The 25,907-nt window shown below is 72.6% G+C and carries 26 protein-coding genes and 1 pseudogene; 15 read left to right on the plus strand and 12 right to left on the minus strand.

Annotated features, from left to right (window positions below):
• Positions 1-124 precede the first annotated feature (124 nt).
• A complete protein-coding gene (acnA, locus tag ACGFZL_RS12375) occupies positions 125-2,842 on the minus strand; it encodes an aconitate hydratase AcnA (RefSeq protein ID WP_393690883.1) in 2,718 nt (905 codons plus the stop codon).
• Between the two features lie 371 nt (positions 2,843-3,213).
• Between acnA and ACGFZL_RS12380 the strand changes: the two genes are divergently transcribed.
• From ACGFZL_RS12380 to ACGFZL_RS12395, 4 genes are all read left to right on the plus strand, one after another.
• On the plus strand, positions 3,214-4,074 hold the full coding sequence (locus ACGFZL_RS12380; RefSeq protein WP_393690885.1) for a helix-turn-helix domain-containing protein: 861 nt from the start codon (positions 3,214-3,216) through the stop codon (positions 4,072-4,074).
• Positions 4,061-4,921, plus strand: coding sequence for an oxidoreductase (locus tag ACGFZL_RS12385; RefSeq protein WP_393690887.1), 861 nt, complete (start codon positions 4,061-4,063; stop codon positions 4,919-4,921). Before ACGFZL_RS12380 ends, ACGFZL_RS12385 begins: the two co-directional genes overlap by 14 nt.
• A gap of 256 nt (positions 4,922-5,177) precedes the next feature.
• The gene (locus ACGFZL_RS12390; protein ID WP_393691229.1) at positions 5,178-6,707 is read left to right on the plus strand and encodes an NF041680 family putative transposase; all 1,530 of its coding nucleotides are present in this window, start codon (positions 5,178-5,180) and stop codon (positions 6,705-6,707) included.
• Between the two features lie 5 nt (positions 6,708-6,712).
• Complete coding sequence (locus tag ACGFZL_RS12395; protein ID WP_393690889.1) at positions 6,713-7,189, plus strand: hypothetical protein; 477 nt, start codon at positions 6,713-6,715, stop codon at positions 7,187-7,189.
• Positions 7,190-7,295: 106 nt separating this feature from the next.
• On the opposite strand, the pseudogene ACGFZL_RS12400 reads toward ACGFZL_RS12395, so the two are convergent.
• Positions 7,296-7,427, minus strand: a pseudogene (locus tag ACGFZL_RS12400) (aminoglycoside phosphotransferase); the annotation flags it as partial.
• Between the two features lie 149 nt (positions 7,428-7,576).
• On the opposite strand from ACGFZL_RS12400, the gene ACGFZL_RS12405 reads away from it, so the two are divergent.
• From ACGFZL_RS12405 to ACGFZL_RS12420, 4 genes are all read left to right on the plus strand, one after another.
• Positions 7,577-8,077, plus strand: coding sequence for a hypothetical protein (locus ACGFZL_RS12405; protein ID WP_393690891.1), 501 nt, complete (start codon positions 7,577-7,579; stop codon positions 8,075-8,077).
• Between the two features lie 153 nt (positions 8,078-8,230).
• On the plus strand, positions 8,231-8,995 hold the full coding sequence (locus ACGFZL_RS12410) for an alpha/beta hydrolase (protein ID WP_393690893.1): 765 nt from the start codon (positions 8,231-8,233) through the stop codon (positions 8,993-8,995).
• Between the two features lie 84 nt (positions 8,996-9,079).
• Entirely contained in the window at positions 9,080-9,277 is a 198-nt protein-coding gene (locus ACGFZL_RS12415; protein ID WP_355170706.1) for a DUF4236 domain-containing protein, read from the plus strand.
• An 86-nt stretch (positions 9,278-9,363) separates the two neighbouring features.
• Entirely contained in the window at positions 9,364-10,893 is a 1,530-nt protein-coding gene (locus ACGFZL_RS12420) for a UDP-N-acetylglucosamine 1-carboxyvinyltransferase (RefSeq protein ID WP_355170704.1), read from the plus strand.
• A 5-nt stretch (positions 10,894-10,898) separates the two neighbouring features.
• On the opposite strand, the gene ACGFZL_RS12425 is transcribed toward ACGFZL_RS12420, so the two are convergent.
• A complete protein-coding gene (locus tag ACGFZL_RS12425; protein WP_393690896.1) occupies positions 10,899-11,756 on the minus strand; it encodes a G1 family glutamic endopeptidase in 858 nt (285 codons plus the stop codon).
• A gap of 172 nt (positions 11,757-11,928) precedes the next feature.
• Here ACGFZL_RS12425 and ACGFZL_RS12430 point away from each other — a divergent pair, with 172 nt between their 5' ends.
• Both ACGFZL_RS12430 and ACGFZL_RS12435 read left to right on the plus strand, forming a co-directional pair.
• Positions 11,929-12,708, plus strand: coding sequence for a Tat pathway signal sequence domain protein (locus ACGFZL_RS12430; protein ID WP_393690898.1), 780 nt, complete (start codon positions 11,929-11,931; stop codon positions 12,706-12,708).
• Between the two features lie 40 nt (positions 12,709-12,748).
• Positions 12,749-14,062 carry a copper amine oxidase gene (locus ACGFZL_RS12435; RefSeq protein WP_393690900.1) on the plus strand — a complete coding sequence of 438 codons (1,314 nt, stop codon included), beginning with the start codon at positions 12,749-12,751 and terminating at the stop codon, positions 14,060-14,062.
• Between the two features lie 31 nt (positions 14,063-14,093).
• Here the strand turns inward: ACGFZL_RS12435 and ACGFZL_RS12440 are convergent, their stop codons facing one another.
• Positions 14,094-14,297 (minus strand): DUF397 domain-containing protein, encoded by a 204-nt coding sequence (locus ACGFZL_RS12440; RefSeq protein ID WP_393690902.1) that lies wholly within the window; start codon positions 14,295-14,297, stop codon positions 14,094-14,096.
• The gene (locus ACGFZL_RS12445; RefSeq protein ID WP_393690904.1) at positions 14,294-15,160 is read right to left on the minus strand and encodes a helix-turn-helix domain-containing protein; all 867 of its coding nucleotides are present in this window, start codon (positions 15,158-15,160) and stop codon (positions 14,294-14,296) included. The genes ACGFZL_RS12440 and ACGFZL_RS12445 overlap by 4 nt, the downstream gene beginning before the upstream one ends.
• A gap of 145 nt (positions 15,161-15,305) precedes the next feature.
• Here ACGFZL_RS12445 and ACGFZL_RS12450 point away from each other — a divergent pair, with 145 nt between their 5' ends.
• On the plus strand, positions 15,306-15,740 hold the full coding sequence (locus ACGFZL_RS12450; RefSeq protein ID WP_393690906.1) for an ATP-binding protein: 435 nt from the start codon (positions 15,306-15,308) through the stop codon (positions 15,738-15,740).
• Between the two features lie 142 nt (positions 15,741-15,882).
• Positions 15,883-16,137: a hypothetical protein gene (locus tag ACGFZL_RS12455; protein WP_393690908.1), complete on the plus strand. Its 255-nt coding sequence runs from the start codon at positions 15,883-15,885 to the stop codon at positions 16,135-16,137.
• A 7-nt stretch (positions 16,138-16,144) separates the two neighbouring features.
• Here the strand turns inward: ACGFZL_RS12455 and ACGFZL_RS12460 are convergent, their stop codons facing one another.
• Positions 16,145-16,603 carry a hypothetical protein gene (locus tag ACGFZL_RS12460; RefSeq protein ID WP_393690910.1) on the minus strand — a complete coding sequence of 153 codons (459 nt, stop codon included), beginning with the start codon at positions 16,601-16,603 and terminating at the stop codon, positions 16,145-16,147.
• A 123-nt stretch (positions 16,604-16,726) separates the two neighbouring features.
• Between ACGFZL_RS12460 and ACGFZL_RS12465 the strand changes: the two genes are divergently transcribed.
• Positions 16,727-17,269: a GNAT family N-acetyltransferase gene (locus ACGFZL_RS12465; protein WP_393690912.1), complete on the plus strand. Its 543-nt coding sequence runs from the start codon at positions 16,727-16,729 to the stop codon at positions 17,267-17,269.
• On the opposite strand, the gene ACGFZL_RS12470 is transcribed toward ACGFZL_RS12465, so the two are convergent.
• From ACGFZL_RS12470 to ACGFZL_RS12485, 4 genes are all read right to left on the minus strand, one after another.
• Positions 17,250-17,678 (minus strand): DUF6299 family protein, encoded by a 429-nt coding sequence (locus tag ACGFZL_RS12470; protein WP_393690914.1) that lies wholly within the window; start codon positions 17,676-17,678, stop codon positions 17,250-17,252. The genes ACGFZL_RS12465 and ACGFZL_RS12470 overlap by 20 nt on opposite strands.
• 70 nt (positions 17,679-17,748) lie before the next feature.
• Positions 17,749-18,609: an alpha/beta fold hydrolase gene (locus tag ACGFZL_RS12475; RefSeq protein WP_393690916.1), complete on the minus strand. Its 861-nt coding sequence runs from the start codon at positions 18,607-18,609 to the stop codon at positions 17,749-17,751.
• Positions 18,610-18,636: 27 nt separating this feature from the next.
• A complete protein-coding gene (locus ACGFZL_RS12480) occupies positions 18,637-19,038 on the minus strand; it encodes a RidA family protein (protein WP_393690918.1) in 402 nt (133 codons plus the stop codon).
• Positions 19,035-20,171, minus strand: coding sequence for an acyl-CoA dehydrogenase family protein (locus ACGFZL_RS12485; protein ID WP_393690920.1), 1,137 nt, complete (start codon positions 20,169-20,171; stop codon positions 19,035-19,037). The genes ACGFZL_RS12480 and ACGFZL_RS12485 overlap by 4 nt, the downstream gene beginning before the upstream one ends.
• Before the next feature lie 112 nt (positions 20,172-20,283).
• Here ACGFZL_RS12485 and ACGFZL_RS12490 point away from each other — a divergent pair, with 112 nt between their 5' ends.
• Both ACGFZL_RS12490 and ACGFZL_RS12495 read left to right on the plus strand, forming a co-directional pair.
• Positions 20,284-21,939 carry an AMP-binding protein gene (locus ACGFZL_RS12490; RefSeq protein ID WP_393690922.1) on the plus strand — a complete coding sequence of 552 codons (1,656 nt, stop codon included), beginning with the start codon at positions 20,284-20,286 and terminating at the stop codon, positions 21,937-21,939.
• A 15-nt stretch (positions 21,940-21,954) separates the two neighbouring features.
• Positions 21,955-22,788: a PaaX family transcriptional regulator C-terminal domain-containing protein gene (locus tag ACGFZL_RS12495; protein ID WP_393690924.1), complete on the plus strand. Its 834-nt coding sequence runs from the start codon at positions 21,955-21,957 to the stop codon at positions 22,786-22,788.
• Here the strand turns inward: ACGFZL_RS12495 and ACGFZL_RS12500 are convergent.
• Together ACGFZL_RS12500 and ACGFZL_RS12505 are read right to left on the minus strand one after the other, a co-directional pair.
• Positions 22,761-25,043 carry a bifunctional salicylyl-CoA 5-hydroxylase/oxidoreductase gene (locus ACGFZL_RS12500; RefSeq protein WP_393690926.1) on the minus strand — a complete coding sequence of 761 codons (2,283 nt, stop codon included), beginning with the start codon at positions 25,041-25,043 and terminating at the stop codon, positions 22,761-22,763. The genes ACGFZL_RS12495 and ACGFZL_RS12500 overlap by 28 nt on opposite strands.
• Before the next feature lie 7 nt (positions 25,044-25,050).
• Complete coding sequence (locus ACGFZL_RS12505; protein ID WP_393690928.1) at positions 25,051-25,878, minus strand: enoyl-CoA hydratase family protein; 828 nt, start codon at positions 25,876-25,878, stop codon at positions 25,051-25,053.
• Positions 25,879-25,907 lie beyond the last annotated feature (29 nt).

A 25,907-nucleotide genomic window follows, 5' to 3' on the forward strand; every position in this document is an offset into this window, starting at 1 on the left:
GGGGGGGCCCACCCGGGGGGGGGGGGGGGGGGGGGGGGGGGGGGCGCCGCGGGGGGGGGGGGGGGGGGCGGGCCCCGGGGGGGCCCCCCGGGGGGCCACGGCCCCTTCTCGCGTGCCTTTGCGGCTACTTCCGGAGCAGGCTGCGCAGCACGTACTGCATGATGCCGCCGTTGCGGTAGTAGTCGGCCTCGCCGGGGGTGTCGATGCGGACGACCGCGTCGAACTCCACGCCGGTGTCGGTGGTGACCTTGACCGTGCGGGGCGTGGTGCCGTCGTTCAGCTCGGTGACGCCGGAGACGGAGAAGGTCTCCTCGCCGGTGAGGCCGAGCGAGGACGCGGTGTTGCCCTCCGGGTACTGCAGCGGCAGGACGCCCATGCCGATGAGGTTGGAGCGGTGGATGCGCTCGTAGGACTCGGCGACGACGGCCTTGACGCCGAGCAGCGCGGTGCCCTTGGCGGCCCAGTCGCGGGACGATCCGGAGCCGTACTCCTTGCCGGCCAGGACGACCAGCGGGATGTCCTGCTCGATGTAGTTGCGCGAGGCGTCGTAGATGAACGACACGGGGCCGTCGCCCTGGGTGAAGTCGCGGGTGTAGCCGCCCTCGGTGCCCGGCGCGATCTGGTTGCGCAGGCGGATGTTGGCGAACGTGCCGCGGATCATGACCTCGTGGTTGCCGCGGCGCGAGCCGTAGCTGTTGAAGTCGCGGCGCTCCACACCGTGCTCGGTGAGGTACTTGCCGGCCGGGGTGTCGGCCTTGATGGCGCCGGCCGGGGAGATGTGGTCGGTGGTGACCGAGTCGCCGAGCTTGGCGAGCACCCGGGCGCCGGAGATGTCCTCGACCGGGGACGGCTCCATGGCCATGCCCTCGAAGTACGGGGGCTTGCGCACGTAGGTGGACTCGGCGTCCCACTCGAAGGTGTCGCCGGTCGGGATGGGCAGCGCCTGCCACTGGGCGTCGCCGGCGAAGACGTCGCTGTAGGACTTGGAGAACATGTCCTCGCCGATGGCGGAGGCGACGACCTCGTTGACCTCGGCCTCGGAGGGCCAGATGTCCTTCAGGAAGACCGGGTTGCCGTCCTGGTCGGCGCCGAGGGCGTCCTTGGTGATGTCGACCTTCATCGAACCGGCCAGCGCGTAGGCGACCACCAGCGGCGGGGAGGCCAGGTAGTTCATCTTCACGTCGGGGTTGATGCGGCCCTCGAAGTTCCGGTTGCCGGAGAGGACCGAGGTGACGGCGAGGTCGTGGTCGTTGACGGCCTTGGAGACCTCCTCCGGCAGCGGGCCGGAGTTGCCGATGCAGGTGGTGCAGCCGTAGCCGACGAGGTTGAAGCCGACCTTGTCCAGGTACGGGGTCAGGCCCGACTTCTCGAAGTAGTCGGTGACGACCTTGGAGCCCGGGGCGAGGGTGGTCTTGACCCACGGCTTGCGGGTCAGGCCCTTCTCCACCGCCTTCTTGGCCACCAGCGCGGCGGCGACCATGACGTACGGGTTGGAGGTGTTGGTGCAGGAGGTGATGGCCGCGACGGTGACGGCGCCGTGGTCCAGCTCGTAGGTCGAGCCGTCGGGGGCGGTGACCAGGACCGGGTTGGACGGCGTGCCGTTCGGGATGCTGGACGGGGCGTCGGAGCCCGGGAAGGACTCCTTGCTGGCCTCGTACTCGTCGTTGACGTAGTTGCGCACGTCCTGCTTGAACTGCTCGGCGGCGTTCGCGAGGACGATGCGGTCCTGCGGGCGCTTCGGGCCGGCGATGGAGGGGACGACCGTGGAGAGGTCCAGCTCCAGCTTCTCGGAGAAGTCCGGCTCGGCCTGCGGGTCCAGCCAGAGGCCCTGCTCCTTGGCGTACGCCTCGACCAGCGCGACCTGCTGGTCGCTGCGGCCGGTCAGGCGCAGGTAGTTCAGCGTCTCGTCGTCGATCGGGAAGATCGCCGCGGTGGAGCCGAACTCCGGGGACATGTTGCCGATGGTGGCGCGGTTGGCGAGGCTGGTGGCGGCCACGCCCTCGCCGTAGAACTCGACGAACTTGCCGACGACGCCGTGCTTGCGCAGCATCTCGGTGATGGTGAGCACGAGGTCGGTGGCGGTGGTGCCGGGTTGCAGCTCGCCGGTCAGCTTGAAGCCGACGACGCGCGGGATGAGCATGGAGACCGGCTGGCCGAGCATCGCGGCCTCGGCCTCGATGCCGCCGACGCCCCAGCCGAGGACGCCGAGGCCGTTGACCATGGTGGTGTGCGAGTCGGTGCCGACCAGGGTGTCGGGGTACGCCTTGCCGTCCCGGATCATGACGACGCGGGCCAGGTGCTCGATGTTGACCTGGTGCACGATGCCGGTGCCGGGCGGGACGACCTTGAACTCGTCGAACGCGGTCTGGCCCCAGCGCAGGAACTGGTAGCGCTCCTTGTTGCGGCCGTACTCCAGGTCGACGTTGACCTTGAAGGCGTCATCGGTGCCGAACTTGTCGGCGATGACCGAGTGGTCGATGACCAGCTCGGCGGGGGCCAGCGGGTTGATGCGGGCCGCGTCGCCGCCCAGCTCCTTGACGGCCTCGCGCATGGTGGCGAGGTCCACGACGCAGGGCACGCCGGTGAAGTCCTGCATGATCACGCGGGCGGGCGTGAACTGGATCTCCTGCGACGGCTGGGCCTGCGAGTCCCAGCCGCCGAGGGCGCGGATGTGGTCGGCGGTGATGTTCGCGCCGTCCTCGGTGCGGAGCAGGTTCTCCAGCAGCACCTTCAGGCTGTAGGGAAGGCGCGCGGAGCCCTCGACCTTGTCCAGCCGGAAGATCTCGTACGACTCGTCACCCACGTGCAGCGTGCTGCGGGCGTCGAAGCTGTTCGCCGACACGACAGTCTCCTTCATTCATGTGCGCGTTCCACCGCATCCTGCCGCCACACCCCCTGTCCAATCCGCTAAGGTAAGGCTAAGTTAGGTTGCCCTTACCGGGGTGGCGGTCGCGGTGCGCCTTCGGCAGATATCTCGATGTCGAGATAACTCTAATACATGAGGGCGCGGTCGGTCATGCCCGGCGACTGTCCTCTGCCATCGAACCGAGTCTTTTGCCGGCGAACCCAGCCGTTTGGGCTTTTTTGTCATCGAACCCGGTCGTGTGAGACAGCTGTGCAGGGGCCTGCGAACAACGGTTGGTCCTCCCGTCGGGGGTGGGTGGGTGTGGCAGGGCCACCCGGTTGGCGGTGCGGGCCCGTAGGTTGCCAGGCATGGACATGAACCGGCTGAGCGACTTCCTGCGGGCCCGGCGTGCGCTGGTGCGCCCCCAGGACCACGGGATGCCTGCGGGGACACGCCGCACCCCTGGTCTGCGCCGCGAGGAGATCGCCGTCCTCGCCGGGGTGAGCACCGACTACTACGTGCGGTTGGAACAGGGACGCGAACGCAATCCCTCTCCTCAGGTCCAAAGGGCATTGGCGGCCGCACTTCTGCTGGACGACGAGGAAGCCGCCTACCTGCGCGCCATCGTCGATCCGCCGCAGCCCGGGCGGCCCCCGGCTGCGGCCCGGGAGTACGCCGGCCCACAGCTGGTGTCCTTGCTGGACACCTGGGCGGACACACCCGCTCTGGTCTACGGCCGCTATCTCGACCTGCTGGCCGTCAACTCCCTGGGCGAGGCGCTGTTCTCCTGGCTCGGCATGGAGACGAGTCTGATCACAGGCATGTTCCTCAACCCCGCCGCGCAGGACTTCTACCGCGACTGGGCTGCTGTGGCGCAGGGGTGCGTGGCCGCGTTGCGGGCCGCGAATCCGGCCCCGGACGATCAGCGGTTGCAGGAGCTGGTGGGTGAACTGGCCGTACAAAACCCGGACTTCGCCCGCATGTGGGCGCGCCACGAGGTCCGGGCCAAAACTGCCTCGGCCAAACGTTTTCACCACGCCCTGGTCGGCGACCTGACTCTCAACTTCGAGACCTTCTCCGTCAACAGCGCGCCCGGTCAGCACCTGGTGGTCTACCGAGCCGAACCCGGCAGTGCCGCCGAGCAGTCACTGGCCCTGCTGGGCAGCCTCGCCCTCACCGAAGCACCGAACACTCAAGACGAAGGACACATCCCGCATGACTTCCACTGATTCCCCCGTCTGGTTCATCACCGGCTGCTCCTCCGGCTTGGGCCGGGAGCTGGCCCGCACCGTGCTGGAAAACGGCTGGCGGGCGGTGGTCACGGCCCGGAACCCCGACAAGGCCGCCGACGTGATCGCCGGGCACGAGGAACGCGCCATCGTCCTGACGCTGGACGTCACCGACGCCGAACAGGTCGCCGACGCAGTCGGCCGGGCACAGGCCACCTTCGGGCAGATCGACGTGCTGGTCAACAACGCGGGTTACGGCTACCTCGCCGCAGTCGAGGAGGGCGAGGACAAGGAGGTCCGCGCCTTGTTCGACACCAACGTCTTCGGTCTGGTGGACACCACCAATGCCGTCCTGCCCGGCATGCGAGCCCGTCGCACCGGCCACATTGTGAACGTGTCCTCCCTCGGGGGCCTGGTCGGCTTCGGCGCCACCGGCTACTACCACGCCAGCAAGTTCGCCGTGGAAGGTCTCTCCGAGTCCCTCGCCGCCGAGGTCGCCCCACTCGGCATCAAGGTGACGATCGTCGAACCCGCCGCGTTCCGCACCAACTGGTCCGGGCCTTCCATGCGCCAGTCCGCCACCACCATCGCCGACTATGCCGCGACCGCGGGCACACGGCGCACCAGCACCCTGGCCACCTACGGCCACCAGCCCGGGGATCCGGCACGCGCCGCCCAAGCCGTCATCGACGCGGTCACGGCCGAAGAACCCCCGCTACGCCTGCTGCTGGGCAAAGCCGCATACGACCTCGCCACCGCCAAGCTCGACTCCCTCAAAACCACTTTCGACCACTGGCGGGAATTGACCCTCAGCGCCGACTTCCCCACCGAGCAAACCGCAAGCTGACCGCGTGGGCACCACCATCCACGGGGGCGGTCATCCCCTCCGCCGTCATCGAAGCCAAGACGGCCTCCTGCCGAGCACGAAGAACGACCGCGGCCTGGTCCAGAGATCCTCATCAAGAGCTGATCTTGTCATTTATGGTCCGACGTCGAACGCGGCTCGAACTTGATCAGTGCTTTCGCAATTCAGCAGACGTGTAGGCGGCCTTCGTCTGATCCTGTGCTCCGTCACAGAGTGGATCAGCGTGAAGGCCGTGGTCGTGAGTCTGGTGCATCAGGATGTCGGGCGGGATGCGTTCGCGGGAGTGTCACACTTCCGGTCGGAGCTGTACGCGTGTCTGACCTCGCGGAGCAACGCGTTGTTTGAGTTGTGCGACGCGCTGCTGTGCACGGACGGTCCGGTGCGGACGCTGGTCGATCTCGCGCTCGCCCCCGAACATCGCCGTGGGCACGGCGCTCTGTACGGCGGCCTCAATCAGGGCCGGATCGACGTTGCCCGGCTGCGTCGGGCCCTGGCCGGGGTGCCGCTGCCGAGGGCGGCGGACGGTCGCCTCGTGCTGGCGGTGGATGTCTCGCGGTGGCTGCGACCGGACGCCAATACCTGTGCTGACCGGTCCTTTTGCCACACCTTCGGCCGGGGCGAGGGCAAGCATCAGATGGTGCCCGGCTGGCCGTACTCGGTGGTGGCCGCGCTGGAGAGCGGCCGTACCTCGTGGACGGCAGTGCTGGATGCGGTCCGCCTGGAGCCCGGCTCGGACGTCGCCGCGGTGACCACGGTGCAGATCCGCGAGGTCATCGAGCGCCTCGTTGCCGCAGGCCAGTGGCGGCCGGGTGACCCGGAGGTCCTGGTCGTGCTGGACGCCGGATACGACTCCCCGCGCATCGCCCACCTGCTGGCCGGGCTGCCCGTCGAGATCCTCGGCAGGCTCCGTTCGGACCGCGTAATGCGACGGCCGGCCCCCTCCCGCGAGGAGTTCCACCTGGCTAACCCCAAGGGCGGCCGGCCGCCCAAGCACGGCGGTGAGTTCGTCTTCGGCGATCCCACGACCTGGGGCACCGAGCAGGCCGTGACGGTCACCGACACCCGGCTCTACGGGAAGGCGACCACGCAGGCGTGGGACCGGCTGCACCCGCGGCTGACCCGCCGGGCCGCATGGCTCGACCACCGCGGGCCGCTGCCCACCATCGAGGGCACCGTCATCCGCCTGGTCGTGGAGAAACTTCCCAGCGGCGGGGTCAACAAGCCGGTCTGGCTGTGGTGGTCGCGCACCGGCGCCACCGAAGCCGATGCCGACCGCTGCTGGCAATCCTTCCTCCGCCGCTTCGACATCGAGCACACCTTCCGCCTGTTCAAGCAGACGCTCGGCTGGACCAAGCCCCGGCTCCGCAGCCCAGAAGCGGCCGACCGGTGGACCTGGCTCGTGATCGCCGCCTACGCCCAGCTCCGGCTCGCGCGCCCCTTGGCCACCGACCTCCGCAGGCCCTGGGAGAAACCGACCGAACCGAACAGACTGACACCCGCCCGCGTCCGCAGAGGGTTCAGGAACCTGCACGCGAAAACCGGGTCCCCAGCCGGTGCACCGAAACCCTCACGCCCCGGACCGGGCAGGCCGCCCGGCTCGAAAAACCGCCGCCCCGCCACCCAGCATGACGTTGGCAGACTCCTCGCTACCGGCGAGGCGTATAACCGCCCCGCACATCACAAGGTGGGCACCAAGCCGCGACGCGCAGCAGGAACTGGAAACTCAAGACCTCTCAACATTGGATGTGTTCCGCACCAGGCAGAATGAGCGGCATGGCCAACGAGGGGAACGACGGCTTCATGCTGCCGCGAGGGGCGACAGGTTTCTACCGGCCGAAGGACGGCCCTCTTCCCGAGACTGACCTGTCGGCGTTCCGCGCCGCTCTGTATGCCGCTGCCCGCGTCGCTGGGGGCGAAGTAGGTGAGGTGGAAGCACGGGCGTACCCCCGCACCTTCCACACCGCAACGGTCGTCGGACGCGAAGGCGAGAACATCGTCCTGTGCCATGCTCACCACCCCTGGGTCGCCTTCGCCAAGGCGCGGCGGGACTGGTACGGAGAGGACTTCCTCACACCGCCGCCGTGGGCTCACGCCTTCACAGACGCGGGATTCACGGTCCTGAGCAGCGAACGACTCGCCACCCCGCTCTCCGACGTGGACACCTCAGTGCTCACAAAGGGCGAGTGGCGTGAGGTCCGCTTCTACGGCATCACCACGTTGGGTGGAGTCCTCTTCAACGCGTGGGACTGACATACCGGCGGGAAGTGCCGTTCGACGCCGACCGTTAAATGACAAGCTGATCGCTTGACAACCAACATAGTCGCCCCAGGTCAGGGCGTTGCACCGGACTAACTTCCTAGTCGAAGGACAGCGACTCCAGAATGCGGTCGAGTGTCCGGCGCCCCATGCCGCTCATCGCCGGATTGCTCTCGGCGTAGTACCAGACGAGACCCATCGCCTGTTCGAAGGCCCACGCCTTGCCGCGCTGGCTCCCGCCGCTCGCCCGGACCGGCGGTGTGAAGGCGGCGGGACTGTCGGTGGGCCGGACGCTGCGCCTGATGGCGACGACCGGTCCCCTGCGGCGGGTGTCCGCGGTGACCTTCCTGGCCCGCGGTCGGCATGGGGATGCTGCCGGTGGTGACGCCGACGCTGAGCGACGCCCTCGGGCACGGGGCGAGCGGGGGCGGCATCCTGCAGGCCGCGTTCGGCCTCGGCACGCTGGCCGGCTCGCTCGCCGTCAGCCTGCGCCCGCTGCGGGGCGAGCCGGAGGGCACGGTGGTGCGCTGCGTGGCCCTGGCCGCGGTCGCCGTCGCGGTGAGCGGCCTGGTCCCGGCGTACGGGGCCGCCCTGGTCGCGCTGGCGCTCGCGGGGGTCTGCAACGGCCCCTTCGTGGCCGCCACCCTCACCGCGCGGGCGCGCTACGCCCCGGCCGGGGCGCGGGCCCAGATCTTCGTCACCGTGGCCGGCATCAAGATCGGCGCCGCGTCCCTGGGTGCCGCCCTGGCCGGCCTGCTGGCCCCGCTGAGCGCGGGCGGCCTGCTGCTCGTGACCGCCGGTGCGACCGGCACCGCCGTGCTGTACGGGCTCGCCGACCGCCAGGTGTCCGGGGCGGAGCCGAAACCCGTGGCGGCCCCCTGAGGGCCGCTGCTAACCTGCCGGAGGCCGTGCGAGAGAACGAGGAGGTGGTACCCGTGAACGCAGTATCGACATGGGTGCTCCCCTCCGGGGTCACGGTCGGGCGGTAGGTCGTCCGGGAGCGCCGTTCCACGCGCATTCCGGAAAGGCACGACCGTGCACCCTGATTCCTTCACCTTCACCGCCGAGCGGCGTCTCGACGACGGCGTCCTCGAGCGCGGGTTCACCCTCGGCGGGGTCCCCGGCATCCTCTGGACGCCCGCTTCCGCCTCCGCCGCCGCGCCGGCGCCGCTGATCCTGCTCGGCAACCCCGGGCTCGACATGCACCAGATGTACCCCCGCTTCGCGGGGCGGGCCCGGCACGCCGCGGCGGACGGCTTCGCCTCGGCCACCCTCGAACTGCCCGGACGCGGCGACCGGCCCCGGCGGCCCGCCGCGGAGCAGGCCCGCGCCGAGTTGCTCCGGGCCGTGCGGGCCGGTGAGCCGGTCGGCGGCGAGATCGTCGACGCGCTGGTCCTCCCGCTCGTGGAGGAGTCGGCCCCCGAGTGGCAGGCCGCCCTGGACGCCCTGCTCGCGCTGCCCGGGATCGACGGCCCGGTCGGCTGGTCGGGCGGGGTGATCTCCCTCGGCGTCCGGCTCGCGCAGGTCGAGCCGCGCATCAAGGCGGCCGTCCTGTTCGCCGGGAGCCTCGTGCCCGCGGCGATGTTCGAGGAGGCCCGCCAGGTCACCGTCCCGCTGCACGTGCTGCTCCAGTGGGACGACGAGGGCAACGACCGGCAGACCTCGCTCGACCTCTTCGACGCCTTCGGCTCCGCGGAGAAGACCCTGCACGCCAACATGGGCGGCCACAAGGGCGTGCCGCAGTTCGCGGGGGACGCGGCGGCGGCGTTCTTCAACCGGCATCTGAGGACCGGCAATTGAGGTAGGCACCGGCGCGGCCGGGCGGCCATCTTCGGATCCGGGCGGGGTAAGCGGTCGTCAGCGACGCGACCACAAGGAGGCACGATGCCGCTCACCTTCCGCAAGAGCTTTCGGATTCTGCCGGGAGTCCGCCTGAACATCAACCGCAAGTCGTGGTCCGTCACGACCGGCGGCAAGAACGGCCCCCGGCACACGCACAGCAGCACCGGGCGCCGTACGACGTCGATGGACCTGCCCGGGCCGTTCGGCTGGCGCCGCACGACGAAGGCCAAGCGCCACTGACGGCCCGGGGGCCTCGGGGACCGTGGGGGTCACCCGAACGGCTCCCCCGAGAGGCGGCATCTCATATCTGAGATAACCTCGGCCTCATGGCAGACGACTACCTCGTACGCATCGGCAAGCTCATCCGTGACGCCCGCCAGCACCGCGGATGGACGCAGAGCCAGCTCGCGGAGGCGCTCGGCACCAGCCAGAGCGCCGTCAACCGCATCGAGCGGGGCAACCAGAACATCAGCCTTGAGATGATCGCGCGGATCGGCGAAGCGCTGGACAGCGAGATCGTCTCCCTCGGCTACGCGGGCCCGATGCACCTGCGTGTGGTCGGCGGTCGCCGCCTCTCCGGGGCCATCGACGTCAAGACGAGCAAGAACGCCTGTGTGGCCCTGCTGTGCGCCTCGCTGCTCAACGCGGGGCGCACGGTGCTGCGCCGGGTCGCCCGCATCGAGGAGGTCTACCGCCTCCTGGAGGTCCTCAACTCCATCGGTGTGCGCACCCGTTGGATCAACGACGGCGTCGACCTGGAGATCGTGCCGCCGGCCGACCTCGACATGGCGGCCATCGACGCGGAGGCCGCCGTACGCACCCGCTCGATCATCATGTTCCTCGGCCCGCTGCTGCACCGCATGGACCGCTTCAAGCTCCCCTACGCGGGCGGCTGCGACCTCGGCACCCGGACCATCGAGCCGCACATGATCGCGCTGCGCCGCTTCGGCCTCGAAGTGGCCGCGACCGAGGGCCACTACCACGCGGTGGTCGACCGCACGGTGCGCTCCACCCGCCCGATCGTGCTGACCGAGCGCGGCGACACGGTTACCGAGAACGCGCTGCTCGCCGCCGCGCGGCACGACGGCGTCACCGTCATCCGCAACGCCTCCTCCAACTACATGGTCCAGGACCTCTGCTTCTTCCTGGAGGCCCTGGGCGTGCGGGTCGAGGGCGTCGGCACCACCACCCTCACCGTGCACGGCGTGCCGTCGATCGACGTCGACGTGGACTACTCGCCCTCCGAGGACCCGGTCGAGGCGATGAGCCTGCTGGCCGCGGCGGTCGTGACGGAGTCGGAGCTGACGGTCCGCCGCGTCCCCATCGAGTTCCTGGAGATCGAGCTGGCGGTCCTGGAGGAGATGGGCCTGGACCACGACCGCACGCCGGAGTACATGGCGGACAACGGCCGCACCCGCCTCCTCGACCTGACGGTCCGCCCCTCCAAGCTCGAGGCCCCGATCGACAAGATCCACCCGATGCCCTTCCCGGGCCTGAACATCGACAACGTCCCCTTCTTCGCGGCCATCGCCGCCGCCGCGCAGGGCAAGACCCTGATCCACGACTGGGTCTACGACAACCGCGCCATCTACCTGACCGACCTCAACCGCCTCGGCGGCCGCCTCCAACTCCTCGACCCCCACCGCGTCCTGGTCGAGGGCCCCACCCGCTGGCGCGCGGCCGAGATGATGTGCCCGCCCGCGCTGCGCCCCGCGGTGGTCGTCCTGTTGGCGATGATGGCGGCGGAGGGCACGTCGGTGCTGCGCAACGTCTATGTCATCAACCGGGGTTACGAGGAGCTGGCGGAGCGGCTGAACTCGGTGGGGGCGCAGATCGAGACGTTCCGGGACATCTGACGCCGTCAGGGGGTGCGGGTCGTGCCGTAGTGCCGCCAGAGGATGTGGAAGGCGTCGCCGGCTCCCTCCAGCAGGGGGCCGGTGTCGGCGAGCAGGTTGGCGCCGGAGGGGTCGAGGCCGGTGTTCTGCACGAGCTGCTTGCGCACCAGGTCGGCCTCGGGATAGTCCCGCAGCGCCGCCCGGTTGACCTTCACCCGCAGGAAGTCGAAGTCGCCGAACCGGGTCAGCGGGTACAGCCACCGGCCGTCCACGGGGCGTTCCACCACCGCCTCCGCCGAGTTGAGCTGGGGCGTCACGATGCCCGGCACGGAGGCGAACGTCTCGAAGCTCCAGACGGGCTGACCGTCCGTGTTGTCCACCGGCCCGTAGTCGACGACGTTGAAGCGGAACTGGGCGCCGGACACGTGCTCGACGGCGATCTTGATGAAGTCACCGGGCCGCACCGTCTTGGGAATCGTGTTCGACCCCGAGTCCTCCGACGGGCCCTCCACCTCCCACCAGGCGTTGTACTGCGGCACCTCCTCCAGGCAGTTGACGTCCACCCCGGCCTGCTCGATGGAGGTGTTCTGCCCGGTCGGCAGCCCGCCGTCGAGGCCGATCCAGAAGGCCGCGTTCGTGTACTGCCCGTCTCCCTGGGCGGTGCAGTCGGCGACGGGCACGCGCAGATGCGCGGTGATCTTCGTCAGGCCCGGCTGGCGGAGGATGTACCCGCCCCAGTTGTAGGACTTCTCGGTGACCTGCGCGGAGGCCGGTCCCGAGACGCTCGCCCGGGCCTGGGGCGCCTGCCCGGCGGCGACGAGGGTGAGGACGCAGGCCACCGCGGCGGTGAGCGCCCGGCGTCGTCGGATAGCGGCTGTTGCCATGGCAGGCTCCCGCCCGTCGGCCCGTGGGGAACACTCACTGTAGCGCCGCGACTACCCGAGTGGAACAGGTCGGCAACGGCAGGCAACGCTTTGCCAGTTGTGACCATCTATCCGCCTGAACGCACAGTCGACGTACCCGGGGGAACGGGTGCGGAGCGGACAGGAGGTCTATGTGCGGCACGTTATCGAACGCCATCTCGGCAAGGTCATAGCCGGCGGGTCGCTCGCCGTGGTGGCGGGGGCGCTGGTGTTGGGGGTCACGCTGTCGGGGCAGAGCGAGGACGGGGGACGCACCGCCTCCGTGGGCGCGGCCGGCCGGGACGCCGTGGCGCCCGACGGGAAGGTCGAGGCCGCGGCGGTGGACGGGGAGCACGGGGTCGGGAGTGATCCGCTGACCGACGCGGAGACCGCTCGGGCCGAGCAGATCGCGTTGCGCAGCAACGGGTTGAGCGCCTCCGCGCGGGACGCGGACGGGGACCGGGGACCGCAGCGCATCGCCACGAACCTCGCCGAGGATCCGACGGGGAAGGGGGTGCGGCGGGCCGAGATCATGTACTACGACTACAAGGCCAACGTCACCATCACCAAGACCGTGGATCTGAAGAGCGGGACGGTCACGGCGACCAACACCGCCCGGCGGGTGCAGCCGCCGCCCAGCCAGGACGAGTTGACCGAGGCCGCGCGCGTGCTGATCGGCGACCCCCTCGGCGCGGGGCTCGAGCAGGACTACCAGAAGGCCACCGGCAAGGCCCTGTCCGGGCCCGAAGCGCTGGAACTGAGCGGGTTCGTCTTCCGCAAGGAGACCGTCGAGCGGATCCCCGCCAAGCTGGACGTGTGCGGCGAGCACCGGTGCCTCCAGGTCGTGGCCAAGGTCAAGAACGGCGGGCCCTGGATCGACACCCGCGCCTTCGTCGTCGACCTCAGCGCCCGCTCCGTCGGCCGGCTCGGCTGACCCCTTCCTGTTCTCCCTTCGGCGAAGGAGCCGACCACTCATGCATGTCCCGTACGGCAGTAAGTTCCGGCATGCCCGGAGCCGGGCCGCGGCGATCCTCGGGGCCGTCGCCCTGCTCGGCTCACCGCTCGCCCTGGCGAGCCCCTCGGCCGCCGCGCCCCCGGCCGCACCCGCGGCCCCGGCGGATTGCAGCACCGCCTACCGGATCGAGCAGACCCTCGACGGCGGCACCACCTGGCGCATGTGCTGGCACTACAACACCCTCTCCGGGCTGGTCCTGGACAAGGTGAGCTACCAGCCCAAGGGCGAGGCCAAGCCCATCCGCGTCCTCGCCACCGCCCGCCTCGCCCAGGTCCACGTCCCCTACGACGACGGCCAGGCCGAGTACGACGACGTCACCGGCACCGACTTCGGGCAGGCGCTGCAGAAGCTCGCGCCCAGCGAGTGCCCCGGCGGCACCATCAAGTCCGTCAAGGTCCCCGACCGGGGGACCGTCTCGGGCCTCTGCGTCACCACCCGCGCCCGCGGGCACGCCTACCGCCTCAACAACGACGGCAGCACCAACGGCAACGGCAAGCTCTACACGTCGCAGGGCAAGGACCTGCTCGTCTACACCGTCAACAAGGCGTCCTGGTACGAGTACATCACCGAGTGGCGCTTCGCCTCCGACGGCACGATCAGCTCCAACGTCGGCGCCACCGGCAGCCTCTCGCCCTACGACTTCGACGGCGGCGACAACCGCGGCTGGCCCATCGGCAAGGGCTCCCAGGCCAAGGCGGAGAGCCACGCCCACAACGTCTTCTGGCGGATGGACTTCGACCTCGACGGCTCCACCAAGACCAAGGCCGAGCAGTACGACTCCAAGGTCACCCCGCCGAGCGGCCGGGGCAGCCCGACCACCAGCACCCGCCGCACGCCGGTCACCAAGGAACTCATCGGCGACCGCACGGACATGCGGTGGTGGCGCATCGTCAGCACCGCGGGCAAGAACAAGGACGGCCACCCGCGCTCGTACGAGATCGTGCCCGGCGCCAGCCAGAAGCACCCGGGGCGGCCGTTCACCAAGCACGACGTGTACTTCACGCAGTACAAGGCGTGCGAGCAGTACGCGTCCAACAATCCGGGGTGCCCCAACGGCTCCCCCACCAGCGTGGACAAGTTCGCCAACGGGCAGACGCTGACCCACCCGATCACCTGGGTGAACATCGGCTTCCACCACATCGCCCGCGACGAGGACCAGCAGCCCATGCCGGTCCACTGGCAGGGCTTCTCCCTGTCCCCGCGCGACGTAACGGCGATGAACCCGCTCACGCCGAGGGACCTGGCGGGCGTCAACGGACGTCCCCGGACCTGACGTTGGGTCGTCGGCCCGGGGTGCGCGCTGTCTAGTGCTCCGGGCCGCCGACCGCCACGAACCGCACGAACGGGGCCCAGCCGCGACGCCCGACGTTGAACGCCGGCCGGGTCACGTCTTTGGAGTCCCTTACGTGGACGGCCTGTTCGGCGACGGCGATCTCCACGCAGCTGTCGCCCTGGCTGCCGCTGTAGCTGGACTTGAACCAGGCAAGTTCCGTCGTTCCGCCGCTCATAGCTCTCCTCGCAGTCGCTCCAGCAGGCCCCGGGATTCATTCGGGCTCAGGGCCTGCGAGCGCAGTGTGTCATAGCGATGGCAGAGCAGACTTACCGATTTGGGATCAGCGATCAGCCTCCCGTTCTCCTGACCCTCCGAGTAGCCGAGCCGCTTTCCCTCCGGGGTCTCCAGCAGCTGGACCGGACCGTCCAGACAGGCGTGCAGGTTGGCCTCAACCGGAAGTACCTGCAACGTCACGTTCCGAGGCGAGGTGAGCTCCAGGACGTGGTCCAGCAGCCCACGCATCACCTCCGCTTTCCCGAACCGCCGCCGGAAGACGTGCTCCTCGACGATGAAGCTGAACGGCACCTTCGGCCGGTCCCGCATCATCGTCTGGCGGTCCATCCGCTGGGCCAGTTGGGCCTCCAGCTCGTCGTCCGTCCGGAGGGGGATCGTGCCCTCGAAGACGGCCCGCGCGTACGCCTCCGACTGCAACAGCCCCGGCACCACCCGGCACTCGTAGGTGCACAGGCTGACCGCCGTCCGCTCCAGCCGGGCCCAGCGCCGGAACCACGCGGCGAGACCCACCTCACCCCGGCTGAGGAACCGCGCGGCCCTCCGCAGGGCGCCCGTGTTGCCGGTGGCCTCCTCCGCGCGCTCCACGAACGACTCGTCCGCCAGCCGGCGGCCCAACTCAACCGACTCGACGGTGTGTTTGGAGTACTGCACCCGACCGGCGAACTCGGTCCGGCTCAGGCCCGCGTGTTCCCGGAGGGCCTGGACGACCGCGCCGAACGTGCGCAGACTGTCCGACGGGTCCGGCTCCCGCGCAGTGGCCTCCTCGGCCGCGTCCTCTTCCTCGACTTCCTCGATGATGTCCATACGCCACCCTTCCGCTCGTAACGCACCGGCCACTCAGCGTGGCGGCAGAGCGGTCGTACTGTCCACCATCTGTGCCCGTACGCTGACTCCGCGTACGGGGTCCGGTGCTCGCGACCGGCGTCGCCCGGCGGCCAGGCTGGGCCACATGAACCGACTCGGACCCCAACTGGACACGTCTGTGCACAGCTTCACCCAGCTGCTCTCCCCCACGCGGCGCGGGGCGCGGCTCGCGCGGCTGCTCGGGGCCACCGCGCTGAGCGCCTGGGGCGCCCCGCCGGAACTCACGGAGCGTGCCGAGCTGGTCGTCGCGGAGTTGGCCGCGAACGCCGTGCTGCACGGGCGGCTGCCGGGGCGCGACTTCCGGCTGACGCTGGTGTACGACCCGGACGGCGGGCGGGTCGGCGTCGAGGTGACCGACGCCCGGGGCGACCGGCTGCCGAGCCCGGTGGCTCCCGACGCCCCGTTGGAGACCGGCGGACGCGGGCTGCTGCTGGTCGCCGCGCTCACCGACCACTGGGAGACCGTCCCCTACCCGCCGGGCGGCAAGACGGTCAGGGCGATGCTGTCGACGCGCGCTTGACACGGCCGGGGCTGGGGGGTGGTCGCCGGTGCGGCGGGGCATACGACGACGGACGGTGCTGCTGGCCGGGTGTGCGCTCGTCGCCGGCTGCACGGGTAGCGAGGCCGGGACTCCTGCCCCGTCGGCCTCCGCCGCCCACGGCGTGACCTATCGCCGGGCGAAGGAGACGCTGCACCGGAACCAGGCGGCCCTGTGGGACCGCTACCCCGATGTGCAGGGCATGGGGATCGCCGCGGTGACCGGCAGGCCCCGGTCGCCGTCGGGCACCGACGAGGTGTACGGGATCGTCGTCTACCTCGTCGACGCCGGGGCGGTCCCCGCAGGGCACGGAGAGGTCGACGGCGTGCCGCTGCGCTTCCAGGTGTGGGGGCCGGTCTCGGCGCTGCCCGCCGAGTGAGCGAAGGTCACCGCACGCATGCCGCCCAGGCCAGTACCGCCGCCGTCGAGTCCTCCGCGAGCGCCCCGGCGGCGGGGTGTGACCTGGTCAGGCGGCGCCAGCCGGCGCCGGCCAGGGAGAAGGTCAGGGCCGACGCCGTCGCCACCGCTACCGGTGCCGTCACCGGGCCGCCGTGGCGGCGGGCCAGGGCCGCGCCGGTCAGGGCGCCGACGCCCAGGCGCGGGAGCAGGCCGCGCGGGGCCAGCCGGCTGGGTGTGCTGGGCAGCTTGTCCGCGACGCCCTCCGCCGTGGCGGCGGTGAGCGCGGCGCGGCGGAGCCAGGAGCGGGCGGCGGGGCGGGGGCGGCCGGCCGTCAGGGACAGGGCGGTCACGCCGTACTGGCTCCGCAGTCCGGTGGCGGCGCCGATGAGGGCGGCCCTGACCAGGGTCTCGCTGTGCCGGTCGCGCCGTCCGGGGCTTCGTGTCATGGGGGCTGGGTGCCCGCGCGGGGCCGAATGAACCGCGCGGGAGCGGCGTACGGGCCGGGGCGGGCGTGAGACGGGGGTCGGCGGGGTTGATGCGCCGGTGAGCCGGTTGATTGGCTGGCCGGCATGACCGACCTCGGACCCGTCGCCTGGCCGCCCGCCCCGATCCGCACCGAGCGGCTCCTGCTCCGCGAGCCCGAGGCCCGGGACCGTGCGGCGGTCGTCGAGCTGTTCACCTCGCCGGAGGTGCATAGCTACCTCGGTGGCCCTCAGCCGCGCGCCGAAGTGGAGCGCGCGATGCCCGGGGCGCCGGACCGGCGCCCCGGTCGCTTCGTGGTCGACCTGGACGGAACGGTGATCGGCCAGGTCACCCTCACCCGGAATCCGGAGGACCGTCGCCCGGCCGCCGCGGGCAGGGCCGATCTCGGCTACCTCTTCCTCCCGCGAGCCTGGGGGCGCGGCTACGCCGCCGAGGCGTGCGCGGCGGCACTCGACTGGTTCGCCGCCGCGCTTCCCGGCGAGCCGGTGGTGCTCGCCACCCAGACGGCCAATACCCGCTCCATGCGCCTCGCGGCGAAACTGGGCTTCGGCGAGGTGGAGCGGTTCTGGGCCTGGGACGCCGAGCAGTGGCTCGGCCTGCGGCCCCCGGTCAGCCCTGGACCAGCGTGATGTCCTGGGCGCCGCGGGCGTGGAAGGCGGGCAGCGGCAGGCCGCTGGTGGTGCGCAGTTCCATCAGCGTGGCCTCGACGCGGGCGGGGCCGGCCGCGAGCGGGGTGGCCGTGGACGAGGGCGTGCCGGTGTTGACCCACCGGTGGGTCAGGCCGTCGCACACGGCGCGGGTGCCGCCGACGCCGTGCCGGACGCCGTCGGTGCCCTGGCTGACGGAGGAGCTGACGAAGACGGTGCCGGCGCCGGGGGCGCAGCGGTAGGTGCCGGTCAGGGTGACCGTGCCGTCGGCGGCGAGGCGTCCTGCGGGGTCGACGGTCACCGTCTCGGGCGCGAGGGTGTCGGCGTGTGCCGCGGTGACCGGCCCGAGGAGCAGGGCGGCTGCGGCGAGGAGAAGGGCGCGTACGGGCATGGGAACCTCCCGGTGGGGTCGGTACGGGGGTTCCACTGCTACCGGGCGAGCGGCCCGGCGCCGCTGATCCTCACTCCTTCGGTGGCGAGTCCGTCCGCTCGACGGGTGTCTCCTCGGCGATGAAGTCCCGGAGGAGGGCGGCGAGCAGCTCGGGCTGGTCCTCCGCGATCAGGGTCCGGGTGTCCTCCACCTCCACCAGGCGCCCACGGGGCAGCAGCTCGGCCAGCCGGCGGCCGTGCTCGCGCGGCATCATCAGGTCCTCCAGGGCCCAGACGACCAGCGCCGGCTTGTCGAAGCGGCGCAGCCCCTCGGCGGCCTCGAGGAGTTCGGTGCGCCGCACGTGGGTGCCGTAGTGGCGGAAGTCGCGGCGGACGGCGGGGTCGGTGCGCAGGGGGCGCAGCCAGCCGTCGACGACCTGGTCCGGGACCGGGCGCTTGGTCAGGGCGCCGAGGCCGACGGGCAGCCGGCGCAGCGCCTTCAGGCCGAGGACGCGGACCAGGAGGGAGACGCCGCCAGGGGCCCGGCAGGCGACGCCGATCATCTTGCCGGGCAGGCCCGGCGGGTAGTTGTCGAACGCCTCGCAGGAGATCAGGACCAGGCGGGCGAGGCGTTCCGGGTGCCGGGCGGCCACCGTCTGGGCGCGTCCGCAATCACTCTCGACCAGGGTGACGTCCCGCAGGTCCAGGCGGTCCAGGAACTCCACGACCAGGTCGTTGACCGTGTCCGGGGTGGGCGGCCGGGTCAGGGGGCGGCGGTGGGCGCCGTAGGGCAGGGTCGGGGCGATCAGGCGGTGCCCGGCGCGCAGGTCGGCGGTGACCTTGCGCCAGACGGTCGCGTCGTGGACGAGGCCGTGCAGCAGCACGACCACCGGTCCTTCGCCGCCCGTGTCCTCGTAGTCGACGGTGCCCGCGCTGAGTTCGATGCTCGGCATGGAGTGATGTTAGGCGTGGAGGGCGGGCTACGGCAGTACGGCGAAGCCGTCCAGTTCCACCAGGGCCCGTTCGTCCCACAGGCGGGCGACCTCCACCACCGCCATCGCCGGGTAGTCGCGGCCGGCCAGCTCGCGCCAGGTGCGGCCGAGGTCGGCGGCGTGGGCGCGGTAGGCGGCCAGGTCGGTGGTGTGGACGGTGACGCGGGCCAGGTCGGCGGGGGTGCCGCAGGCGGCGGCGAGGGCGGTGAGCAGGTTGGCGAGGGCGCGGGCGAACTGGTCGGGGAGCGTGTCGCCGACGATTGTGCCGCCCGGGTCGAGGGCGGTCTGGCCGGCCAGGAAGACCACCCGGGTGCCGGTGGCGACGACGGCGTGGGTGAAGCCGGTGGGCGGGGAGAGGTCGGGCGGGTTGAGCCGTTCGGGGGCCGTCATGGGCCCACCTCCCTGTCGTGGTCGCGGTACAGCTCCTTGGCGACGATGCCCCGCTGCACCTCGCTCGCCCCCTCGTAGACGCGCGGCGCCCGCACCTCGCGGTACAGGTGCTCCAGGAGGTGGCCGCGGCGCAGGGCGCGGGCGCCGTGCAGCTGGACGGCGCGGTCGACGACGTACTGCGCGGTCTCGGTGGCCAGCAGCTTGGCCATGGCGGCGCGGCGCCGGACGTCCGGGGCGCCCGCGTCGTACGCCGTGGCCGCCGCGTACACCAGCAGGCGGGCGGCCTCGGTGCGCAGGGCCATCTCAGCGACCTGGTGGGCGACGGTCTGCTGGTCGCGGAGGCGGGCGCCGAAGGCTTCGCGGGCGGTGGTGTGGACGACGGTGGCGTCCAGGGCGGCCTGCGCCATGCCGACCGCGAAGGCGCCGACGCTGGGGCGGAACAGGTCGAGGGTGCTCATGGCGACCCGGAAGCCGCCGTCCGGCGCTCCCAGCACGTCGGCCGCGGTGACCGGCACGGCGTCGAAGGCGAGGGTGCCGACGGGGTGCGGGGAGAGCATGTCGAGGGGCGCGCCGGTGAGGCCGGGGCGGTCGGCGGGGACCAGGAAGGCGGTGACGCCGCGGGCGCCGGCGCCGGGGGTGGTGCGGGCGAAGACGGTGTACAGGTCGGCCTCGGGGGCGTTGGAGATCCAGCATTTCTCGCCGGTCAGCCGCCAGCCGGCCCGGCCGTCGGGTTCCGCCGCCAGGCCGAGCGCGGCGGCGTCGGAGCCGGCGCCCGGCTCGCTGAGCGCGAAGGCGGCCACCGCGCTGCCGTCGCTCACCTTCGGCAGCCAGTGGGCGCGCTGCACCTCGGTGCCGTGCGCGTGCACGGGGTGGGCGCCGAGGCCCTGGAGGGCGAGGGCGGTCTCGGCCTCGGTGCAGTGCTGGGCCAGGGACTCGCGCATCAGGCACAGGTCGAGGGCGCCGGAGGTGAAGAGGCGGGCGAGCAGGCCGGTGGCGCCGAGCGCGGCGACGAGGGGGCGGTTGACGCGGCCGGGCTCGCCCGACTCCGCGAGCGGGCGCAGGCGTTCGGCGGCGAGGGCGCGCAGCTCGGCGCACCAGGCGCGTCGTGCCGGGTCGAGCGCGAAGGCGGTCATCGCCGGTCCCCCATCTGCCGTCAACGGCCAGGATATCGCGCCCCATTGACTGCCGTCACCGACACGATACGCTCCTTGCGCGAGCCCACCACGGCCAAGGGGGCGAACCGCCATGGGGGATCCACACCGGCAGGGCAGACCCGACCTCTCCGCGTCGGCACACGTCGACACCTTCGCGCGCGACCATCTCCCACCCGCCGACCAGTGGCCGCAACTCCGCTTCGACCTGGAGGAGTTGCACTACCCGGACCGCCTCAACTGCGCCGCCGAGCTGCTGGCGGGCCCGCCCGCCGACCGCCCGGCCCTCCGCACGGCGGGCGACGCCGGGGAGATCTGGAGCTACGGGCGGCTGCGGGCCGAGTCCGACCGCATCGCCCATCTCCTCACCGCCGACCTCGGCGTCGTCCCCGGCAACCGGGTGCTGCTGCGCGGCCCCACCACCCCGTGGCTGGCGGCCTGTTGGCTGGCGGTGCTGAAGGCGGGCGCGGTGGCCGTCACCGTACTGGCGCAGCACCGCCCGCACGAGCTGCGCACCGTCTGCGAACTCGCCCGCGTCGGGCACGCGCTGTGCGACGCGCGGGTGGTGGCCGACCTCGCCGCGGCCGGCGCGCCGGGGTTGCGGATCACGCCGTACGGCGGTGACGGCGCCGACGACCTGCTGCGCCGACCGGCGCCGGACGGCCCGTACCCGGCGGTGACGACCGCGGCGGACGACGTGGCGCTGATCGCCTTCACCTCGGGCACCACCGGGCGGCCCAAGGGCTGCCTGCACTTCCACCGGGACGTGCTGGCCATCGCGGACACCTTCTCCCGGCACCTGCTGCGGCCCCGCCCGGACGACGTCTTCGCGGGCAGCCCGCCGCTGGGCTTCACCTTCGGCCTCGGCGGCCTGGTGGTCTTCCCGCTGCGGGCCGGGGCCAGCGCGCTGCTGCTCGAACAGGCGGGCCCGAAGCAGCTGCTGGCGGCGGTGGCCGAGCACCGGGTGTCGGTGCTGTTCACCGCGCCGACCGCGTACCGGGCGATGCTGGCGGAGCCGGGCGGGCACGACCTGGGCAGCCTGCGCCGGTGCGTCTCGGCCGGCGAGAATCTGCCCGCGGCGACCTGGCGGGCCTGGCACGAGCGCACCGGCGTGCGGATCATCAACGGCATCGGCGCGACCGAGCTGCTGCACATCTTCGTCTCCGCCGCGGACGACGCCGTACGGCCCGGCACGACGGGCGTCCCGGTGCCGGGCTGGCAGGCCCGGGTGCAGGACGCGGCGGGCGTGCCGGTGCCGGACGGGACACCGGGGCTGCTCGCGGTGCGCGGGCCGGTGGGCTGCCGCTATCTCGCCGACCCGCGGCAGCGGGAGTACGTCCGGGACGGCTGGAACATCACCGGGGACACCTATGTGCGCGAGAGCGACGGGTACTTCCGGTATGTGGCGCGGGCGGACGACATGATCGTGTCCGCCGGGTACAACATCGCGGGCCCCGAGGTGGAGGACGCGCTGCTGCGCCATCCGGACGTGGTGGAGGCGGCGGTGGTGGGGCGGCCGGACGCCGACCGGGGGCAGGTGGTGGTGGCGCACGCCGTGCTGCGGGCGGGCGCCGCGCCGGACGCGGAGGCGCTGCGGGCGCACCTCAAGGGCGAGTTGGCGCCGTACAAGTGCCCGCGCGAGATCGTCTTCCTGGACGCGCTGCCGCGCACGGCGACCGGCAAGCTCCAGCGCCACCGGCTGCGGCCCGCCCCCGGACTCGCGGCCGAACTCCCCGACGACCAGGCATGATCCGCAGCGCCTAAGATGATCCGCGTGTCCGACCAGCACGCAGCCCACGCACCGAGGTCCCTGATCGTCACGCTCTACGGCGCCTACGGCAGAGGGGTGCCGGGCCCGCTGCCCGTCGCGGAGCTGATCCGGCTGCTCGGCGCGGTGGGGGTGGACGCGCCCTCCGCGCGCTCGTCGGTCTCCCGGCTGAAGCGGCGTGGACTGCTGGTGCCGGCCCGTACCGCGCAGGGCACCGCCGGTTACGAATTGTCCGACGAGGCGCGCGAGTTGATGGAGGACGGCGACCGGCGGGTGTACGCCGCCGCGCCGTACGAGGACGCCGGGTGGGTGCTCGCGGTGTTCTCCGTGCCGGAGTCGGAGCGCCAGCGGCGGCACGTGCTGCGCTCCCGCCTCGCCGGGCTCGGCTTCGGCACCGCCGCGCCCGGCGTGTGGATCGCCCCGGCCCGGCTGTACGAGGAGACCCGGCACGCGCTGGCCCGCCTGGGCCTGGACGCCTACGTGGACCTCTTCCGGGGCGAGCACCTCGGCTTCTCCCCCACCGCCGAGGCGGCCGCCCGCTGGTGGGACCTGCCCGCGATCGCCGGGGCGCACGAGGCGTTCCTCGACCGGCACGCGCCGGTGCTGCGCGCCTGGGAGGCCCGCGCGGACACCCCGCCCGAGGAGGCGTACCGGGACTACCTCCGCGCCCTCGACTCCTGGCGCCACCTCCCCTACACCGACCCGGGCCTGCCCGCCCGCCTGCTCCCGGAGCAGTGGCCCGGCACCCGCTCGGCGGCGGTCTTCCGCGCCCTGCACGAGCGGCTGCGGGACGCGGGGGCGGCCTATGTGCGGGGCGGCACGGAGGGCTGAGGGAGCGCGCGGGCGGCGCGCGGCACGCCGCCGGTCGGGGGCGGGCGGCTGCCGGCGCGGTACGGGGCAGGCCAGACGGCGCCCGGTCCGGTGTAGCCCTGCTCGGCCGCCGCGTGCAGCGTCCAGTGCGGGTCGTAGAGGTGCGGGCGGGCCAGGGCGCAGAGGTCGGTGCGGCCGGCCAGGATCAGGGAGTTGACGTCGTCCCAGGAGGAGATGGCGCCGACCGCGATGACGGGGACGCCGGCCTCGTGCCGGATCCGGTCGGCGTACGGCGTCTGGTAGGAGCGGCCGAACTCGGGGCGCTCGTCGGCCACCACCTGCCCGGTGGAGACGTCGAGGGCGTCGGCGCCGTGCGCGGCGAAGGCGCGGGCGATGGCCACCGACTCCTCGGCGCCGGTGCCGCCCTCGGCCCAGTCGGTCGCGGAGATCCGCACCGTCATGGGGCGCTCCTCGGGCCAGACCTCGCGGACGGCGTCGAAGACCTCGAGGGGGAAGCGCAGCCGCCGCTCCAGGGAGCCGCCGTAGGCGTCGGTGCGGTGGTTGGTGAGCGGGGAGAGGAAGCCGGAGAGCAGGTAGCCGTGGGCGCAGTGCAGTTCGAGGAGGTCGAAGCCGGTCCGGGCGGCGTGGCGGGCGGCGGCGGTGAACTGCTCGCGCACGTCGGTGAGCTGGGCCCGGGTGAGCTGCCGGGGGATCTGGCCGCCGGGCCGGTAGGGCAGCGGGGAGGCGGCGAGCAGCGGCCAGTTGCCGTGCGGCAGCGGCTCGTCCATGCCCTCCCACATCAGCCGGGTCGAGCCCTTGCGCCCGCTGTGCCCGAGCTGCACGCCGAGCGCGGTGCCGGGGGCCTGGGCGTGCACGAAGTCCGCGATGCGGCGCCACGCCTCGGCCTGTCCGCCGGTCCACAGGCCGGTGCAGCCGGGGGTGATGCGGCCCTCCGCGCTGACGCACACCATCTCGGTCATCACCAGACCGGCGCCGCCGAGCGCGCGGGCGCCGAGGTGGACGAGGTGGAGGTCGCCGGGGACGCCGTCGACGGCGGAGTACAGGTCCATCGGGGAGACGACGACGCGGTTGCGCAGCGTCAGGCCGCGCAGCCGGAACGGGGTGAACATCGGCGGCGTGCCGGGCGGGCAGCCGGCCTCGCGCTCGACGGCCTCGGTGAACCGGGGGTCGCGCAGGCGCAGGTTGCCGTGGGTGACGCGGCGGCTGCGGGTGAGCAGGTTGAAGGCGAACCGGCGCGGCGGCTGGTCGGCGTAGCGGGCCAGGTCCTCGAACCACTCCAGGCTGGCCCGGGCGGCCCGCTGGGTGCTGGCCACCACCGGGCGGCGCTCCGCCTCGTACGCGGCGAGCGCCCGCGGCACCGAGGGCTGCTCGGCGAGGCAGGCGGCGAGCGCGACGGCGTCCTCGACGGCGAGCTTGGTGCCGGAGCCGACGGAGAAGTGGGCGGTGTGGGCGGCGTCGCCGAGCAGGACGACGTTGCCGTGCGACCAGCGGGCGTTGACGACCGTGCGGAAGACGTCCCAGGACGGCCGGTTGCTGCGCAGCGGACGGCCGCCGAGGGCCTCGGCGAAGACCTTGGCGCAGCGCTCCACGGACTCCGCGGTGCCGGCCGTGTCCAGTCCGGCGGCCCGCCAGACCTCCTCGCGTGTCTCGACGATGACGGTGGAGGCGTCCGGCGCGTAGGGGTAGCCGTGCAGTTGCATGACGCCGTGCTCGGTCTCGGCGGTCTCGAAGCGGAAGGCGTCCAGGGCGAAGTCGGCGGCGAGCCAGAGGTAGCGGCAGCGGTGGGCGGTGACGCGGGGGCGGAAGGTCCCGGCGTAGGCGTCCCGGGTGGTGCTGCGCACCCCGTCGGCGGCGACGACCAGGTCGTACTCCCGGGCCAGCAGGTCGGGGTGCGGGGCGAGGGCGCGGAAGCGCAGGTCGACGCCGAGGGCGCGGCAGCGCCGGTGCAGGACGGCGAGCAGCCGGCGCCGGCCGAGGGCGGCGAAGCCGTGGCCGCCGCAGGTGTGCCGTACGCCCCGGTGGACCACGTCGATGTCGTCCCAGCGGACGAACTCCGCCCGCAGCGCCTCGTGGACCACCGGGTCGGCGTGCTCGATGCCGCCGAGGGTCTCGTCGGACAGGACGACGCCGAAGCCGAAGGTGTCGTCGGGGGCGTCGCGCTCGAAGACGGTGACCTCGCGGGCCGGGTCGAGGCGCTTGAGCAGGGCGGCGGCGTAGAGGCCGCCGGGGCCGCCGCCGATCACGGCGATGCGCACCTCCGGCTCACCTCCCCCGCCACTTCGGCCGGCGCTTGCCGGTGTGGGCGGCGTGGAACTCGGCGTAGTCCGCGCCGTTCATCAGCAGGGCCTGGGTGGCGGCGTCCAGCTCGACGGCGGCGCCGAGCGGCATGTCCAGTTCGGCGGTGAGCAGCGCCTTGGTCTGCGCCTGCGCGAGGGCGGGGCCGTCGGCGAGGCGGCGGGCGAGGGCGCGGGCGGACTGGTCGGCGCCACCCTGCGCGGCCAACTCGCTGACCAGGCCGATCCGTTCGGCCTCGGCGGCGCCGACCGGTTCGCCGAGCATCAGCAGCCGGGTGGCGTGGCCGAGGCCGACGACCCGGGGCAGCAGGTAGGCGGCGCCCATGTCGCCGCCGGAGAGGCCGACGCGGGTGAAGAGGAAGGCGAAGCGGGCGCCGGGCTCGGCGACCCGGAAGTCCGCGGCGAGCGCGAGCACCGCGCCCGCGCCGGCGGCGACGCCGTGCACGGAGGCGATCACCGGGAACGGGCACTCGCGCAGGGCGCGCACCACCTGCCCGGTCATCCGGTTGAAGTCGAGCAGCTGGGCGGTGTTCATGGCGAGGGTGGCGCCGATGATCTCCTCGACGTCACCGCCGGAGCAGAACCCGCGCCCCTCGCCGGCCAGCACCAGGGCGCGCACGGAGCGCTCCCGGGACAGCTCGGCGAGCAGGTCGCGCAGGTCGGCGTAGGCGCCGAAGGTGAGCGCGTTGAGCCGGTCGGGGCGGGCGAGGGTGACCGTGGCGACGCCGTCGGCGGTCTCGACGCGCAGGTGGTGCCAGTCGGGGGTGGGGGTGGCGGAGCCGGTGAAGGGACTCATGACGGGCGGCCTCCTGGGGCGGCGGGCAC

The sequence above is a fragment of the Streptomyces sp. NPDC048182 genome (assembly GCF_043202555.1).
Lineage (GTDB): Bacteria > Actinomycetota > Actinomycetes > Streptomycetales > Streptomycetaceae > Streptomyces.